Annotated in this window: 17 protein-coding genes; 9 read left to right on the forward strand and 8 right to left on the reverse strand. The window is 52.3% G+C overall.

Translation table 11 applies throughout. The annotated features are described in order from the left end of the window. Window positions 1-601: 601 nt before the first annotated feature. Together alaA and yfbR are read left to right on the forward strand one after the other, a co-directional pair. On the forward strand, window positions 602-1,819 hold the full coding sequence (alaA, locus tag QNN86_RS02550; RefSeq protein WP_096756369.1) for an alanine transaminase AlaA: 1,218 nt from the start codon (window positions 602-604) through the stop codon (window positions 1,817-1,819). Between the two features lie 206 nt (window positions 1,820-2,025). Continuing rightward, window positions 2,026-2,625, forward strand: coding sequence for a 5'-deoxynucleotidase (yfbR, locus tag QNN86_RS02555; protein ID WP_181617434.1), 600 nt, complete (start codon window positions 2,026-2,028; stop codon window positions 2,623-2,625). Between the two features lie 120 nt (window positions 2,626-2,745). Here yfbR and QNN86_RS02560 read toward each other — a convergent pair whose 3' ends face one another. The 4 genes from QNN86_RS02560 to yfbV form a co-directional block, all read right to left on the reverse strand. Then, a complete protein-coding gene (locus tag QNN86_RS02560) occupies window positions 2,746-4,578 on the reverse strand; it encodes an SLC13 family permease (protein WP_181617435.1) in 1,833 nt (610 codons plus the stop codon). Window positions 4,579-4,655: 77 nt separating this feature from the next. Beyond that, window positions 4,656-5,333 (reverse strand): sugar phosphatase, encoded by a 678-nt coding sequence (locus tag QNN86_RS02565; RefSeq protein ID WP_181619499.1) that lies wholly within the window; start codon window positions 5,331-5,333, stop codon window positions 4,656-4,658. Further along, window positions 5,326-5,820, reverse strand: a complete 495-nt coding sequence (locus tag QNN86_RS02570) for a YfbU family protein (RefSeq protein WP_096756365.1) — start codon at window positions 5,818-5,820, stop codon at window positions 5,326-5,328. The genes QNN86_RS02565 and QNN86_RS02570 overlap by 8 nt, the downstream gene beginning before the upstream one ends. A gap of 83 nt (window positions 5,821-5,903) precedes the next feature. Then, a complete protein-coding gene (yfbV, locus tag QNN86_RS02575) occupies window positions 5,904-6,359 on the reverse strand; it encodes a terminus macrodomain insulation protein YfbV (protein WP_181617436.1) in 456 nt (151 codons plus the stop codon). Window positions 6,360-6,699: 340 nt separating this feature from the next. On the opposite strand from yfbV, the gene ackA reads away from it, so the two are divergent. From ackA to yfcC, 3 genes are all read left to right on the forward strand, one after another. Beyond that, window positions 6,700-7,902 carry an acetate kinase gene (ackA, locus tag QNN86_RS02580; RefSeq protein ID WP_181617437.1) on the forward strand — a complete coding sequence of 401 codons (1,203 nt, stop codon included), beginning with the start codon at window positions 6,700-6,702 and terminating at the stop codon, window positions 7,900-7,902. Window positions 7,903-7,977: 75 nt separating this feature from the next. Further along, window positions 7,978-10,122, forward strand: coding sequence for a phosphate acetyltransferase (gene pta / locus QNN86_RS02585; RefSeq protein ID WP_181617438.1), 2,145 nt, complete (start codon window positions 7,978-7,980; stop codon window positions 10,120-10,122). Between the two features lie 214 nt (window positions 10,123-10,336). Next, a complete protein-coding gene (gene yfcC, locus QNN86_RS02590; RefSeq protein ID WP_279277881.1) occupies window positions 10,337-11,857 on the forward strand; it encodes a putative basic amino acid antiporter YfcC in 1,521 nt (506 codons plus the stop codon). A gap of 81 nt (window positions 11,858-11,938) precedes the next feature. On the opposite strand, the gene yfcD is transcribed toward yfcC, so the two are convergent. From yfcD to yfcF, 3 genes are read right to left on the reverse strand one after another with little or no spacing between them, the layout of a single operon-like run. Then, window positions 11,939-12,493: an NUDIX hydrolase YfcD gene (yfcD, locus tag QNN86_RS02595; protein WP_096756361.1), complete on the reverse strand. Its 555-nt coding sequence runs from the start codon at window positions 12,491-12,493 to the stop codon at window positions 11,939-11,941. A gap of 56 nt (window positions 12,494-12,549) precedes the next feature. Continuing rightward, window positions 12,550-13,101 carry a phosphodiesterase gene (gene yfcE, locus QNN86_RS02600; RefSeq protein ID WP_279277880.1) on the reverse strand — a complete coding sequence of 184 codons (552 nt, stop codon included), beginning with the start codon at window positions 13,099-13,101 and terminating at the stop codon, window positions 12,550-12,552. A 55-nt stretch (window positions 13,102-13,156) separates the two neighbouring features. After that, complete coding sequence (gene yfcF / locus QNN86_RS02605; RefSeq protein ID WP_414210582.1) at window positions 13,157-13,801, reverse strand: glutathione transferase; 645 nt, start codon at window positions 13,799-13,801, stop codon at window positions 13,157-13,159. 134 nt (window positions 13,802-13,935) lie between these two features. Between yfcF and yfcG the strand changes: the two genes are divergently transcribed. From yfcG to QNN86_RS02625, 4 genes are all read left to right on the forward strand, one after another. Next, window positions 13,936-14,571: a GSH-dependent disulfide bond oxidoreductase gene (gene yfcG, locus QNN86_RS02610; RefSeq protein WP_414210654.1), complete on the forward strand. Its 636-nt coding sequence runs from the start codon at window positions 13,936-13,938 to the stop codon at window positions 14,569-14,571. A 54-nt stretch (window positions 14,572-14,625) separates the two neighbouring features. Continuing rightward, the gene (gene folX, locus QNN86_RS02615; protein ID WP_096756358.1) at window positions 14,626-14,988 is read left to right on the forward strand and encodes a dihydroneopterin triphosphate 2'-epimerase; all 363 of its coding nucleotides are present in this window, start codon (window positions 14,626-14,628) and stop codon (window positions 14,986-14,988) included. A 19-nt stretch (window positions 14,989-15,007) separates the two neighbouring features. Further along, window positions 15,008-15,901, forward strand: a complete 894-nt coding sequence (locus QNN86_RS02620; RefSeq protein WP_096756357.1) for a TIGR01777 family oxidoreductase — start codon at window positions 15,008-15,010, stop codon at window positions 15,899-15,901. 70 nt (window positions 15,902-15,971) lie between these two features. Next, a complete protein-coding gene (locus QNN86_RS02625; RefSeq protein WP_182269482.1) occupies window positions 15,972-16,490 on the forward strand; it encodes a GNAT family N-acetyltransferase in 519 nt (172 codons plus the stop codon). Window positions 16,491-16,517: 27 nt separating this feature from the next. Here QNN86_RS02625 and hisP read toward each other — a convergent pair whose 3' ends face one another. Continuing rightward, window positions 16,518-17,291, reverse strand: a complete 774-nt coding sequence (hisP, locus tag QNN86_RS02630; RefSeq protein WP_096756355.1) for a histidine ABC transporter ATP-binding protein HisP — start codon at window positions 17,289-17,291, stop codon at window positions 16,518-16,520.

The raw sequence follows: 17,291 nt of genomic DNA on the forward strand, positions 1-17,291 counted from the left end.
GGTCAACGTGTCAGCATTAGAATTATCAAACAACATACGCAACACACCATTTCATGGGACTTATCTTAACCCAAAACCACTATATTTATAAGTGTTATCGTGAATAATCTGATGCGCAAAGGTGTTATGTCAGGCTAGCCGTTTTCGTATTATTAACGCATTCAATGAGCGCTGTTTAAATATTAAATAATAATTAATTAAAATTTCCACCATTCATTAATTATGCTTAACAATAGATTCACACTGTAGCGCTGACCGATCATGCCGATAACAGGCAGTGGAGATAAGTGTTCCGTATTTCCGAATTCTTCTTTTCACCCCAGAGAACGATTGCTTTCGTGCCCGATACATAACTATTTCTTACCAGATAAACGACCACAACATTGGCATCACATCAAAACAGATAACTACGAAATATATATTAATAAGAATAAAACTCTAAATTATAATGATTTAACAGCCATTAACGGTTGATTATAACTGCATAGTTCATCAAAATCTTCTGCTAAAGACCCTTCAAAATGCACCGTTGGAAGAGTACATTGTTCTGTGCTGACTTCCACGGCAGGGAGTGGCATTCACAGCTAAAAGGTCAAGATTCATGTCCCCTATTGAAAAATCCAGCAAATTAGAAAATGTCTGTTATGACATTCGTGGCCCGGTTCTGAAAGAAGCAAAGCGTCTGGAAGAAGAAGGCAATAAGGTTCTGAAACTAAACATCGGCAACCCAGCGCCATTCGGGTTTGAAGCACCGGATGAAATTCTGGTTGATGTGATCCGTAATTTGCCTACCGCGCAAGGGTATTGTGACTCAAAAGGCCTTTATTCCGCCCGCAAAGCCATCATGCAGCATTATCAGGCACGTGGGATGCGCGATGTTACCGTGGAAGACATTTATATCGGCAACGGTGTTTCCGAATTGATCGTGCAGGCGATGCAGGCATTGCTGAACAGCGGGGACGAAATGCTGGTACCTGCGCCTGACTATCCGCTGTGGACGGCGGCGGTATCGCTTTCCAGCGGTAAGGCTGTGCACTACCTGTGTGATGAATCCTCTGACTGGTTCCCGGACCTCGACGATATTCGCGCCAAAATTACCCCTCGCACGCGTGGGATTGTTATTATCAACCCCAACAACCCTACCGGCGCAGTCTATTCTAAAGAGCTTCTGCTGGAGATTGTTGAAATTGCACGTCAGCATAATCTCATTATCTTTGCTGACGAGATTTACGACAAAATTCTTTATGATGACGCAGAGCACCATTCTATTGCCCCGCTGGCACCAGACCTGCTGACCATCACCTTCAACGGCCTGTCAAAAACGTACCGTGTTGCGGGTTTCCGTCAGGGCTGGATGGTACTGAACGGACCGAAGAAACACGCGAAAGGGTATATTGAAGGTCTGGAAATGCTAGCGTCTATGCGTTTATGCGCCAACGTTCCAGCACAGCATGCTATTCAAACCGCACTGGGCGGATACCAAAGCATTAGCGAATTCATCATGCCCGGCGGACGTCTGTATGAACAGCGCAACCGTGCCTGGGAATTACTCAACGACATTCCCGGCGTTTCTTGCGTGAAGCCGCGCGGCGCACTGTACATGTTCCCGAAAATTGACGCCAAACGCTTCAATATTCATGACGACCAGAAAATGGTGCTCGATTTCCTGTTACAGGAAAAAGTGCTGCTGGTGCAGGGCACAGCCTTCAACTGGCCGTGGCCGGATCACTTCCGTATCGTGACGCTGCCGCGTATTGACGATATCGAAATGTCGCTAAGCAAATTTGAGCGCTTCCTGTCTGGCTATCACCAGCTGTAAGTCGAAAATCAGCAACCAGAACACTCTAAATAATTCGAGTTGCGGGAAGGCGGCGACGCAATGAATCCCCAGGAGCTTACAAAAGTAATTGACTGGGGTGAATGAGGAAAGCCAACGCGCATGCAACTTGAATTATGACGAGTATTTGCATCTGACAGCCTTCTCTGCGCAAAATGACTCTTAGGTGCCATCATATAAGGGTCGTTATGAAGCAGAGCCATTTTTTTGCCCACCTCTCCCGTCTGAAACTCATTAACCGCTGGCCGCTAATGCGCAACGTGCGCACCGAAAACGTATCTGAACACAGTCTGCAAGTCGCGATGGTTGCGCATGCGCTGGCGGCAATCAAGAACCGCAAGTTCGGCGGTCAGGTTAACGCCGAACGCATTGCCCTGCTGGCGATGTACCACGATGCCTCCGAAGTGCTGACCGGTGACCTCCCGACCCCGGTGAAATACTTTAACTCGCAAATCGCCCAGGAATATAAAGCCATTGAGAAAATTGCCCAGCAAAAACTGGTCGACATGGTGCCTGATGAACTGCGCGATATTTTTGCGCCGTTAATTGATGAACACGCCAGCAGCGAAGAAGAACGCGCGATTGTTAAACAGGCCGATGCGCTTTGCGCCTATCTGAAGTGCCTTGAGGAACTTTCAGCCGGAAATAATGAATTTCTGCTTGCGAAAACGCGGCTGGAAAAAACGCTGGAATCGCGTCGCAGTGAAGAGATGGGCTATTTTTTAGACGTATTTGTACCGAGTTTCCATCTCTCGCTGGATGAAATTAGCCAGGACTCGCCATTGTAAATTTGCGGCGACGTTGCCTTTGTAGGCCGGATAAGACATTTACGTCGCCATCCGGCATCATGCCTGATGGCGCTACGCTTATCAGGCCTACAAGACCCGCGAAACGACTCCAGGGAAGCATTAGAACGGAAACAGCATCGGGATCATCACAATACAGACCACCATGACAATCAGTGTAAACGGCACGCCAATCTTCACGAAGTCGCTGAAGCTGTAGTTACCCGGTCCCAGTACCAGCGTGTTAACCGGTGACGATACCGGCGTCATAAAGGCTGCAGATGCCGCCATCGCAATGACCATCGCAAAAGGATACGGTGAAACTCCCATCGACTTCGCTGCCGCCAGTGCAATCGGCGCCATCAACACCGCCGTCGCAGTATTCGAGATAAATAATCCGATGGTGGCGCACAGTACAAACAGACAGCCCAGCATCATGTACGGACCATATCCCCCACCCACGTCCATCAGGCCTTTCACCACCAGATCGACGCCGCCGGTTTTTTGCAGGGCCAGCGCGAAAGGCATCATTCCGACAATTAAAATAATGCTCGGCCAATGGATAGCTTTATACGCGCTTTCTGCGTCAATACAGCGGAATTTACCCATCAGCAGACAGGCAATAATCGCGGCTACCGTGTTGGGGATTTCATCGGTCAGCATCAGGGCAACCATCAGGACCAGACAGAAAATCGCATGCGGTGCCTGGCTGTGCGCCGGAGAAGCTTCACTGACCTCAACGGGCATATTCAACACCACAAAATCACGACCCTTTTTCCCCAACGCGGTGATCAGTTTCCAGTTGCCCACCACCAGAATAATATCGCCCATCAGCAGCGGCTCATTGACGACCGCCCCGGCTAGCGCCGCGCCATCACGCTTTAATCCGACAACGTTAAGTCCATAGCGGGTACGAAATCCAATCTCCCGCACCGTTTTACCGATCAATTCCGATTCCGGGATCAGCGAAATTTCCGCCATACCCACATCCAACGCCTGCTCGGAGAAATATTCGCCGCGCAGCACCATCGGCTCCAACAACTGCTCGCTACAAAATTCGCGCAGGTCGACATCGGCTGAAGACATATCGATCAACAAAACATCACGGGCACGAAACTCAGAAACCCCGTTGACGTCAACAATGACGCGGCGAAAACGACGCCAGCGTTCCACACCAATGACGTTTGCCCCGTAGCGTTCACGCAGTTTTAAATCATCCAGGCGTTGACCAATCATCGGTGAACCGGGGCGGATAGCCAGTCGGCGCGCGCGTCCCGTGAGGCGATATTCTTTGATCAGATCGCGAAACGTCCGGCGTTTCCAGACATCGCCCTGCTGACCGGCATCATCGCCCTTCAGCATAAAGCGCATCAGCAGCATATAAATAATGCCGAGCACCAGCACCACCAGACCCAGCGGCGTCACGCTAAAGAAGCTGAAACCGTTAAGCCCTTCGCGCAGGAGTTCACTGTTGACGACCAGGTTAGGCGGCGTTGCCACCAGCGTCATCATGCCGCTGATCAATCCGGCAAAGCTGAGCGGCATCATCAAGCGTGAAGGTGCGGTTTGCATGCGCATGGAGACGCTTAAGACAACCGGGATAAAGATAGCGACAACGCCGGTAGAACTCATGAACGCGCCGAGTCCGGCGACGGTTATCATCAGCAGCACCAGCATTTTAACCTCACTGCTGCCAGCGACCTTCACCAGCCAGGCCCCCATCACGGTCGCCACCCCGGTGCGCACCAGGCCGTCGCCAATAATAAACAGAGCGGCTATCAAAATAACGTTAGGATCGCTGAAACCGGAGAAGGCCTCGGAAATGCTCAGCGTTCCACTCAAAACAAACGCAATAATGACCAGCAAAGCGACCGCATCCATACGCACTCTGCCCGTCGCAAACAAAACCACGGCAATTGCCAGCAATGAGAGAACCCAGATCAATTCACCGTTCACAACATATCCTTGTTAAATGAGAGGGATGGACCGATTCTGCCATAAAAAAGCCCCAACAATCTGGGGCTAAATCATGTTCAGGTATTTCTTACAACGACCACATTTCCGTTGGGTTGTTTCGTCACGGAAATCTGCTCCAGACTGGTCAGCGCAAAATCGACCTCATCCAGACGCGGCGTATCCGCCGGCGCGTTTACCGCGATGACATGACACCCAGCTGCCAGGCCAGAGAGCACCCCGGCTGGCGCATCCTCAACAACGGCACATTCACGCGGCGCAAGACCCAGCAGCTGCGCGCCGAGCAGATAGGCGTCAGGCTCTGGCTTACCTCTTTTTACCCGCTCGGCAGTAACAAACACTTCCGGCGCAGGCAGACCCGCAACACGATGGCGCGCCCGCGCCACCGGCATTGATCCTGAAGTGACGATAGCCCAGGGGATCCCGGCTTTATTGAGATGATTGAGCAAATCCACCGCCCCTGGCAGCGCGGTGATGCCTGCGGTCTCCGTGGCCTCTATTTGCTCCAGGCGCGTAAATTCCGCGGCAATCTCAGCCTCTGACTTACCCACCATAAAGTGTCGCAAGGAGGTAATCGCCTGCTTACCGTGAATAAAACCCAGCACCTCATCGTGATCAAGCCCAAAACGATCGGCCCAGTTGCACCATGCACGTTCTACTGCAGGTAAGGAATCGACCAGCGTACCATCCAGATCAAACAGAAAGCCTTTGCACTGCACGCTCGCCCCCTCAGGCATTAATGATTTGGTTAATTTCATTCGCGCTCAGGTGGTACTGACGCGGGCAAGAATGCCAGACACTCAACATACGCTGATATTTTTCCCACATCGGCGTCTGGGCGTTAAAGCCATGCGTACCTGCATCAAAGTGGGTATAACGCCCTTCCACATTGACCATAAAACGCACGTATCCGAGGAAGCGCGCTTCCGTTGCGGCATCAAAGCCCAAAAATGTGACGCGGCGCTCATCAATGGACTGGGCGTCTTTAAGGTTAGTCCATGAAACGTGTAATGCGTGATACATCTCCATGATATCGATAATTGTGCGGCAGGTTTCTTCTGTCAGCTCACCAAACTCACGATCGAGCTCGCGCATCTGCAAGCCATAACCGCGTTCAATAATCGTCTGTAAACGACGATAACGCTCGGCGTTGGTTGGATCGAGCATAGTCATCATTTTGTACTGGTTAGATAAAATGAGACGTTGAGCGTTGGTCATTTCCATTTGGGACTCCTGTATCACTACTGCTGCGATGAAAAAAAAGAAGGCATCTTATGCCTTCTTTTATATGCGTAATCAGGGGTCAATTACAAATCATCGAGAAAAGTTTTATCCAGTTGTTTGAAGGCGCGCTTAAGCGTGTCAGCCAGCGCTTGATAATCAGGCTTCCCTTCCACCGGAGCTAGTGCCTGGCCGGCCTCTTGTAATTTACCCCGGACTTCATAGAACCAGTTGAGAATAGTGGGCGGCAGCGGCGTAACGGAACGTTTACCTAACCACCACATGCCCTGCATCGGCAGGCTGAGCGCAAACAGCGCGGTTGCTACGGCCGGTCCCAGTTGTCCACCCAGCGCGATTTGCCAGCACAGGGTAAAGACAGCAATCGGCGGCATAAAACGGGTCGCGTAACGCGTCATGCGGATCACGCGATTCTCAACAAATACGGGTGCCAGGCGCTTTTCCATCGGCCACGTCTTCGCGTAGTGCTGCCCCCGGCGAAACAAACTGAAAAAATTTACGGAGCGATTATCCGGTGTCGACATGGCGGTTACCTCAACTTCACATATAAAATTTAAAAAATTTGTGCAAAACAACAACTACAAGGGACATCGTTCAAAACATTTTGTCTTCGATACCCACAATCAGGTATCCTGTGTCGGCCTGTAAGGCCTTTAGTCCAAAATCATTGAGTCGTCAAATTGGCATACAGTATGCCATTGGCTGAAAAATACGCAAAATGACATAGACTCAAAGGTATTTATTCCGTCATGCCCAAAAAGACAACGGCGCATGATGTTAATCATAAACGTCGGTGTCATCATGCGCTACGCTCTTTGACTCCATGACGTTTTTTTAGCCACGTATCCATAAATAGGTACTTCCATGTCGAGTAAGTTAGTACTGGTTCTGAACTGCGGTAGCTCCTCACTGAAATTTGCCATCATCGATGCAGTAAACGGTGAAGAATACCTTTCTGGTTTAGCCGAATGTTTCCATCTTCCAGAAGCACGTATCAAGTGGAAAATGGACGGCGGTAAACAAGAAGCGGCTTTAGGTGCAGGCGCCGCTCACAGTGAAGCGCTGAACTTCATCGTTAACACTATTCTGGCACAAAAACCGGAATTGTCCGCGCAATTGACTGCGATTGGTCACCGTATCGTACACGGCGGCGAGAAGTATACCAGCTCCGTGGTTATCGATGATTCCGTTATTCAGGGCATCAAAGATTCTGCCTCTTTCGCACCGCTGCACAACCCGGCTCACCTGATCGGTATTGCAGAAGCGCTAAAATCTTTCCCTAATCTGAAAGACAAAAACGTGGCCGTGTTTGACACCGCGTTCCATCAGACTATGCCGGAAGAATCTTACCTCTACGCTCTGCCGTACAGCCTGTACAAAGAGCACGGTGTTCGTCGCTATGGCGCACACGGCACCAGCCACTTCTTCGTCACTCAAGAAGCGGCAAAAATGCTGAACAAACCGGTTGATGAACTGAACATCATCACTTGCCACCTGGGCAACGGTGGTTCAGTTTCTGCTATCCGTAACGGTCAATGTGTTGATACCTCCATGGGTCTGACCCCGCTGGAAGGTCTGGTGATGGGTACGCGTTCCGGTGACATCGACCCGGCGATTATCTTCCACCTGCACGACACCCTGGGCATGAGCGTTGACCAGATCAACAAAATGCTGACCAAAGAGTCTGGCCTGCTGGGTCTGACTGAAGTCACCAGCGACTGCCGTTATGTTGAAGACAACTACACCACCAAAGAAGACGCTAAACGTGCAATGGACGTTTACTGCCACCGTCTGGCGAAGTACATCGGTTCTTACACCGCACTGATGGACGGTCGTCTGGATGCCGTCGTCTTCACCGGTGGTATCGGTGAAAACGCCGCGATGGTTCGTGAACTGTCCTTGGGCAAACTGGGCGTTCTGGGCTTCGAAGTAGACCACGAACGTAACCTGGCCGCCCGTTTCGGCAAATCTGGTTTCATCAACAAAGAAGGTACCCGTCCTGCGGTGGTTATCCCAACCAACGAAGAACTGGTTATCGCGCAAGACGCGAGCCGTCTGACTGCCTGATTTCACACCGCCAGCCTAGCTGGCGGTGCTGTTTTGTAACCCGTCGAAATCGACGGTAACGAAAGAGGATAAACCGTGTCCCGTATTATTATGCTGATCCCTACCGGAACCAGCGTCGGTCTGACCAGCGTCAGCCTTGGCGTGATCCGTGCAATGGAACGTAAAGGCGTAAGTCTGAGCGTCTTTAAGCCGATCGCTCAACCGCGTGCCGGTGGCGATGCGCCAGACCAGACTACTGCGATTGTCCGTGCGAACTCGTCTCTGCCAGCCGCTGAGCCGCTGAAGATGAGCCACGTTGAGTCTCTGCTCTCCAGCAATCAGAAAGATGTGCTGATGGAAGAGATCATCGCAAACTATCACGCGAACACCAAAGATGCTGAAGTGGTGCTGGTTGAAGGCCTGGTCCCAACCCGTAAGCACCAGTTCGCTCAATCTCTGAACTACGAAATTGCGAAAACGCTGAATGCGGAAATCGTCTTCGTAATGTCTCAGGGTACTGACACCCCGGAACAGCTGAACGAGCGTATTGAACTGACTCGCAGCAGCTTCGGCGGCGCTAAAAATACCAACATCACCGGCGTTATCGTTAACAAACTGAACGCACCGGTTGATGAGCAGGGCCGTACTCGCCCGGATCTGTCCGAAATTTTTGACGACTCCTCCAAAGCGAAAGTGGTTAAAGTTGACCCGGCTAAACTGCAAGAATCCAGCCCGCTGCCGGTTCTGGGCGCGGTGCCGTGGAGCTTTGATCTGATCGCCACTCGTGCAATCGATATGGCGCGTCACCTGAACGCCACCATCGTTAACGAAGGCGATATCAATACCCGTCGCGTGAAGTCTGTGACTTTCTGCGCACGCAGCATTCCGCACATGCTCGAGCATTTCCGTGCCGGTTCTCTGCTGGTGACCTCTGCCGATCGTCCTGACGTGCTGGTTGCAGCATGCCTGGCGGCAATGAACGGCGTAGAAATCGGTGCTCTGCTGCTAACTGGCGGTTACGAAATGGACGCGCGCATTACCAAACTGTGCGAACGTGCATTCGAAACCGGTCTGCCGGTATTCATGGTAAACACCAACACCTGGCAGACCTCCCTGAGCCTGCAGAGCTTCAACCTGGAAGTCCCGGTTGACGATCACGAGCGCATCGAGAAAGTTCAGGAATACGTTGCTAACTACATCAACGCTGACTGGGTTGAATCCCTGACTGCGACCTCTGAGCGCAGCCGTCGTCTGTCTCCGCCAGCGTTCCGCTACCAGCTGACCGAGCTGGCGCGTAAAGCAGGCAAACGCGTAGTTCTGCCAGAAGGCGACGAACCGCGCACTGTTAAAGCGGCAGCTATCTGTGCTGAACGTGGTATCGCAACCTGCGTACTGCTGGGTAACCCGGATGAAATCACCCGTGTTGCAGCGTCTCAGGGCGTTGAACTGGGCGCAGGCGTAGAAATCGTTGACCCGGATGTGGTTCGCGAAAGCTACGTGGCCCGCCTGGTCGAACTGCGTAAAAACAAAGGTATGACTGAAACCGTTGCCCGCGAACAGCTGGAAGACAACGTGGTTCTCGGTACCCTGATGCTGGAGCAGGACGACGTTGACGGCCTGGTTTCCGGTGCTGTTCACACCACCGCAAACACCATTCGCCCACCGCTGCAGCTGATCAAAACTGCACCGGGCAGCTCTCTGGTGTCTTCTGTGTTCTTCATGCTGCTGCCGGATCAGGTTTACGTTTACGGCGACTGCGCGATCAACCCGGATCCGACTGCAGAACAACTGGCAGAAATCGCCATCCAGTCCGCAGACTCCGCAACGGCCTTCGGTATCGAACCGCGCGTAGCGATGCTCTCCTACTCCACCGGTACCTCTGGTGCAGGTAGCGACGTTGAGAAAGTCCGCGAAGCAACGCGTCTGGCTCAGGAAAAACGTCCAGACCTGATGATCGACGGTCCGCTGCAGTACGACGCCGCTGTTATGGCTGACGTTGCGAAATCTAAAGCGCCGAACTCTCCGGTTGCAGGTCGCGCTACCGTGTTCATCTTCCCGGATCTGAACACCGGTAACACCACCTACAAAGCGGTACAGCGTTCTGCCGACCTGATCTCCATCGGGCCGATGCTGCAGGGTATGCGCAAACCGGTGAACGACCTGTCTCGTGGCGCGCTGGTAGACGATATCGTCTACACTATCGCACTGACCGCGATCCAGTCTTCCCAGCAGCAGCAGTAATTTGCTGCGTGTGCCGGATAGTGGCGCTAAGCGCCTTATCCGGTCTACACATCATGCTCATATAAGCCGGAAATAGCTGATATTTCCGGTTTTTTTATCTCCGCGATCGCACTCGCAAATTCTGAAAATTTTGCTTAGCTGCGCTGCATCAATGAATAACTATTCTTCTCTTCGCATACTTAGCCTCTTTGCTTTGCAACAGGGATAGTCTGTCATGTCTGCAGTTACAGAATCACAACCCGCGAAAAAATGGGCCATGCCCGATACGCTGGTGATTATTTTTTTCGTCGCTATTTTAACCAGTCTGGCCACCTGGGTTGTTCCCGTCGGCATGTTCGACAGTCAAGAAGTGCAGTACCAGGTTGATGGACAAACCAAAACCCGTAAAGTGGTCGATCCCCACTCTTTTCGCATTCTGACCAACGATGCCGGCGAAGAGCAGTATCACCGGGTGAAATTTTTCACCACCGGCGATGAAAGTCCCGGACTGATGAATTTTCCGTTCGAAGGGTTAACCTCCGGCTCTAAATTCGGTACTGCCGTTGGCATCATTATGTTTATGCTGGTGATCGGCGGCGCGTTTGGCATTGTTATGCGTACCGGAACCATTGATAACGGCATCCTGGCGCTCATCCGCCATACCCGGGGTAACGAGGTCTTGTTCATCCCGGTGCTGTTTATCCTCTTCTCATTGGGTGGCGCGGTCTTTGGTATGGGAGAAGAGGCGGTCGCCTTTGCCATTATCATCGCCCCGCTGATGGTGCGCTTAGGTTACGACAGTATTACCACCGTGCTGGTGACCTACATTGCCACCCAAATCGGCTTTGCCAGTTCATGGATGAACCCGTTCTGTGTGGTTGTCGCGCAGGGTATTGCGGGCGTCCCGGTGCTCTCCGGCTCTGGTTTGCGTATCGTAGTGTGGGTCGTTGCCACGATGATTGGCCTGACGTTTACGCTGGCCTACGCTTCGCGCATCAAGAAAAATCCCCTGCTGTCCCGCGTTCATGAATCAGACCGTTTTTTCCGCGAACAGCAGGATGAGGTTGTGGAACGGCGCTTCACGCTGGGCGACTGGCTGGTACTGCTCGTACTCACTGCGGTAATGATCTGGGTGGTCTGGGGCGTTATCGTCAACGCATGGTTCATTCCTGAAATCGCCAGCCAGTTCTTCACGATGGGTCTGGTGATTGGCATTATCGGCGTCGTCTTCCGACTCAACGGCATGACGGTCAACATTATGGCCTCGTCATTTACCGAAGGCGCACGAATGATGATCGCCCCGGCCCTGCTAGTCGGTTTTGCCAAGGGGATATTACTGCTGGTCGGTAATGGTGAGGCAGGCGATGCCAGCGTACTGAATACCCTGCTACACAGCATCGCCAACGGCATTAGCGGTCTGGACAACGCCATTGCTGCGTGGTTTATGCTGCTGTTCCAGGCGGTATTTAATTTCTTCGTCACTTCCGGTTCGGGTCAGGCAGCGCTAACTATGCCGCTGTTAGCGCCTCTGGGCGATCTGGTCGGCGTAAACCGTCAGGTGACCGTGCTGGCCTTCCAGTTTGGCGACGGGTTCAGCCACATTATCTATCCAACGTCGGCATCACTGATGGCAACGCTCGGTGTTTGTCGGGTGGATTTTCGTAACTGGTTGAAGGTAGGTGCCACACTATTGGGACTGCTGTTTATTATGTCCAGCGTGGTGGTGATTGGTGCGCAGATAATGGGGTATCACTAATTAACAACGCCGGATGGCGATGTCAAAGCGAGTAACCCGGCCTACCCGATTGTATTACTGGGTAGGCTGGATAAGCGGAATTTACTCCGCCTCTTCCTGTTTTTCGGCTTTCGCCCCTTCATTCTTGGCGTTGCGGGTCATCCACAGCGCCAGCGCTTTCAGCGAGTCCGGGGTGAACTCATCGCAGCGCGCGGTAATTTCTTCCGGCGTTAGCCAGCAGACTTCGCTAATTTCTTCTTCCTGCAGCGCGAACGGACCATGGGATACGCAGCTAAACAGCCCTCCCCATACGCGACAGTGTTGGTCTTCAAAATAAAACTGACCGTGTTCAGCAAACGGTACGCCCGCAATGCCCAACTCTTCTTCCGCTTCACGGCGGGCAGATTCAAGCATTTGCTCATCCGCCTGAACAACACCGCCCGCGGTAGCATCCAGCATGCCGGGCAAAAAATCTTTTGTCTCGGTACGACGCTGAACCAGAATTTTGCCCATACCATCATGCACAACGATATACGTTGCGCGATGACGTAAGCGCTGCGCCCGCATTTGTTCCCGGCTGGACTGTGCGATGACTTCGTTGTCTTCATTCACAATATCCACCCATTCCGTACTTGCCAAACGATGCTGTTCCACCATCAGGAAACCTTCTTTTTTCTAGCGCTCTTACGGCGCGTTTACGTTTGTGGGGTAACTTACGGATTAATCTCTACCTGCGCAATGATACTTTGATCATTGAGTGCCATTACGCTGAGAACATTATCATCCAGAATCCCGTAGCTTGCCGTAAAACCCCCTTTCGGAATGCTGACCGAGCCGGGGTTAAAGTGGTAAATATCACCACGCCTCTCGGCAATCGGCAGATGTGTATGCCCATAAACCAGCACATCACCCGCATTCAGCGCCGGGAGGTTTTCCGGGCCATAAAGATGCCCGTGCGTCAAAAAGAGCCGCAGATTATCCATCAGAACCTGCTGCCATGGCGCGGTAATTGGAAAATGCAGAAGCATTTGGTCCACTTCGCTATCGCAATTGCCGCGTACCGCAATAATACGTGACGCTAGCGCGTTCAAGCGGTCAGCAACCTGCGCTGGTGCATAACCTTGCGGCAGCGCATTACGCGGTCCGTGGTTTAAAATATCACCCAATATCACCAACCATCGCGCCCCGCTTTGGGCAAACAATTCAAGCACGCGCTCCGTGGCTGGCAACGACCCATGAATGTCCGATGCGAACATCAGCTTCATCACTCACTCCTCGTCGTATAATACCGTTCAATGATACTGGATTATGGCTCAATTATCAGCAGGATCGCTTCGCTGAAAGCGCGATAAAACGTTGTACCGAAGCCCGCTGCCACTGGAAGGTGGCGTAGTCGGCTAACGCCTGTGGAACGTCATCTCCGTTTAGCACCAGACGATTAAGCATTAGCGCTAAATCACAATCTGCGATACACCATTCGCCAAATAAATTTTGTTTCCCATGAGCAAGCAAACTTCCCGCCGTGGCGAACAATTTTTCTGCGCTGTCTTTACCCGCTTCACTCAACGGCGCTTTCTTCACCCCGGCAAACACAACGTCCGTGGAACGTTCTTCACGAATAGGCATCAGATCGCTGCGGATCCACGCCTGAACCTGGCGGGCTCGCGCCCGTTTTTGCACATCATGCGGATAGATGCGTTCCCACTGCGGCGGCGAGAAGGTCTCTTCCAGGAACTCCGCAATCGCCGATGATTCGCTCAATTCAAAACCGTCAATCTCAAGAACCGGGACGCGACGCGTCAGCGCATATCCTTGCCAGGCGGGTTGTAAATGCTCGCCCGCACTGAGATCAACGGTTTTCAGCGTAAAAGGCAGCCCTTTCTCCTGTAGCGCAACGTAAACAGACAACACATAGGGGGAGAAAAAGTTGGCATCTGACCACAGCGTAATTGCAGGTTTGCTCATAATGACCTCGGGATTGGATTGGCTAGCTTTCAAAATATAGAGTCTTTCTCACCCTGTCACTTGATGAAAACTCACGCACGCCAACAGGCTCTATACTTGTCATGACCCGGTTCATCACTCAACGGACGCTGAAAATGATCGACCTCTACTACACACCAACGCCCAACGGTCACAAAATCACGCTGTTTCTCGAAGAGGCGCAGGTGAAATACCGTCTGATTCCTGTCGATATCAGCAAAGGGAATCAATTTCATCCGGATTTTCTGCAGATCTCGCCGAACAATAAAATCCCGGCCATTATCGATAACGCCCCGCAGGACGGCGGTAAGCCGCTCAGCCTGTTTGAATCGGGTGAAATTTTGCTCTATCTGGCAGAGAAGAGCGGCAAGCTGCTCAGCGGTGAATTACGCGAACGCCACACCACGTTGCAGTGGCTGTTCTGGCAGGTGAGCGGTCTGGGTCCAATGTTGGGCCAGAATCATCATTTTAATCATTTTGCACCCAAAACCATCCCTTACGCCATTGAGCGCTATCAGGTTGAAACTCAGCGTCTGTACAACGTGATGAACAAACGTCTGGAAATGTCCCCCTGGTTAGGTGGCGATCACTACAGCATTGCGGATATTGCTTGCTGGCCGTGGATTCATGCTCATCAGCGTCAGCGTATCGACCTCGATACCTATCCGGCAGTTAATAACTGGTACGAACGCATTCGCACCCGTCCCGCCACGGAACGTGCGATGCAGCACGCACCGAGCGAGAACCGGTAACGCGATTCGATTCTCGTGTATCATTAAGAGGTTCATACATGGAGGAAACCTGCAATGTCACAACCTGACGCAATTATTCGTATAAAAAACCTTCGTCTGCGCACGTTTATTGGCATCAAAGAAGAGGAGATCCTGAACCGTCAGGATATCGTCATTAACATCGCCATCCACTACCCGGCAGACAAAGCCCGCGCCAGCGAAGATATCAACGATGCATTGAATTATCGCACCATTACCAAGAGCATTATTTCGCACGTAGAGAGTAACCGCTTCTCATTGTTAGAAAAATTAACTCAGGATGTGCTCGATATCGCACGCGAACATCACTGGGTCACTTATGCTGAAGTAGAGATCGATAAACTTCACGCATTGCGTTACGCCGACTCCGTGTCCATGACGCTGAGCTGGCAGCGCTAATCGTTATCCGGGAGGCAATATGCAGATTCTGATTACCGGTGGTACTGGCCTGATTGGACGCCATCTGATCCCCCGCTTGCTGGAATTGGGGCATCAGATAAGCGTTGTAACACGTACCCCTGATAAGGCCCGTCAGATTCTGGACTCCCGGGTTACGCTGTGGAAAGGACTGGAGGACAGGCCCAACCTCAATGGCATCGACGCGATTGTTAACCTTGCCGGAGAGCCCATCGCCGATAAGCGCTGGACGGCTGAGCAAAAGGAGCGTTTGTGCCAAAGTCGCTGGGGTATCACCCAGAAACTGGTCGATTTAATCAACGCCAGCGATACGCCACCAACGGCGTTGATCTCAGGTTCTGCCGCCGGATACTACGGCGACTTAGGTGAAGTCGTCGTCACGGAAGAGGAACCGCCGCACAATGAATTTACCCATAAGCTCTGCGCCCGTTGGGAGCAAATTGCCTGCGGCGCGCAAAGCGACAACACGCGCGTATGTCTGCTGCGTACCGGCGTGGTGCTGGCTCCTGCCGGCGGCATCCTCGGAAAAATGGTTCCGCCGTTTCGCCTTGGTCTGGGCGGCCCCATCGGTAACGGACGTCAGTATCTGGCCTGGATCCATATTGATGATATGGTCAACGCCATCATCTGGCTGCTGGATAACGATTTACGTGGTCCGTTCAATATGGTTTCGCCGTACCCGGTGCGTAATGAGCAATTTGCCCATGCGCTGGGCCATGCTCTGAATCGCCCTGCCGTCTTACGCGTTCCTGCAACTGCAATGCGCTTGCTGATGGGTGAATCCTCGGTGCTGGTCCTCGGCGGCCAGCGCGCATTGCCCAAGCGGCTGGAAGCGTCCGGTTTTGCGTTTCGTTGGTATGATTTAGAGGAAGCGCTGGCCGACGTCATTCGATGAGCGCGAAGACTGTTCACCGTCGCCATTACGGTGGTAAGGTTATAAGCCTGACTTCTGTAATGGCGAATTTATGGCGATAATTACCACCCCGCGACTTATCCTCTCCCCGTTTCAACCGACTGACTGGCCGTTTTTCCTGCGACTACGCGAAAACCCGGACATCATGCGCTTTATGGGCACTATCTCCCCGGTAAAAGAAACACGCCTGCTGTTCGCCCGGCGTCTCAATGCACCGTATATGTTTGTCATCCGCCAACATCATGACGCGACTCCGCTCGGTGATATTGGCTTGCAGATTAGTCATCACTTTCCGCAAGAAGCTGATATTGGCTATTGCATTATTTCACGCGCTCAGGGAAAAGGGATTGCCAGTGAAGCGGTACGCGCTGTGTGCGACTATGCCTTTGAACATACTGGCATAACGGCGATAAACGCCTGGGTGCTGGCGGATAACAAAGGCTCGGTACGCATCCTGGAAAAGACCGGTTTTGTGCGCACACAGGTGCTCGAACAAGCCTATGAAGTGAATGGTGTGCGTTATGACGACTGGGGTTATCGTCTGGAGTGCGGGAAGCCGAAGGCCCGGTAAGCGACGCGTCACCGGGCAATCAAGCGCTTATTTCAGCGATCCTTTAAGGAACTGTTGTAAACGTGGACTTTGTGGATTACCGAAGACCTGCTCCGGATCGCCTTCTTCTTCAATTTTCCCCTGATGCAGGAAAATCACGTGCGTGGAGACATGACGGGCAAACCCCATTTCGTGGGTGACGACTACCATGGTTTTCCCCTCTTCGGCCAGCTGTTGCATGATACGCAATACTTCCCCCACCAGCTCTGGGTCAAGCGCTGACGTCGGTTCATCAAACAGCAGAACCTCCGGCTCCATAGCCAGCGCGCGCGCAATGGAGACACGCTGCTGCTGACCACCGGACAGATGCACCGGATACTTACCCTGAGCGCGTTCATCAATACCCACTTTAGCCAGATATTTCACCGCACGCTCGCGGGCTTCCTGCTTGTTCAGCCCTAATACCTGAATCGGCGCTTCCATGACGTTTTCCAGCACCGTCATGTGGCTCCACAGGTTAAAGTGTTGAAAGACCATGGTCAGGCGCGTACGCAGCAGGCGTAGCTGATTTTTGTCCGCCACCTTAAGCTGACCGTCTTTGTCACGGACCAGGCCAATGTTCTGACCGCTGACCACAATCGACCCGGCGCTCGGTTTTTCAAGAAAGTTAATACAGCGCAGGAACGTACTTTTGCCAGAGCCTGACGAGCCGATAATACTGATCACATCACCCGCATTGGCCTGCAGCGATACCCCTTTCAGCACTTCATGTTCGCCGTAGTGTTTGTGTAAATCGATAACGTTTAATTTATTCTCAGACAT

The sequence above is a fragment of the Citrobacter sp. C348 genome, assembly GCF_047467975.1.
Lineage (GTDB): Bacteria > Pseudomonadota > Gammaproteobacteria > Enterobacterales > Enterobacteriaceae > Citrobacter > Citrobacter gillenii.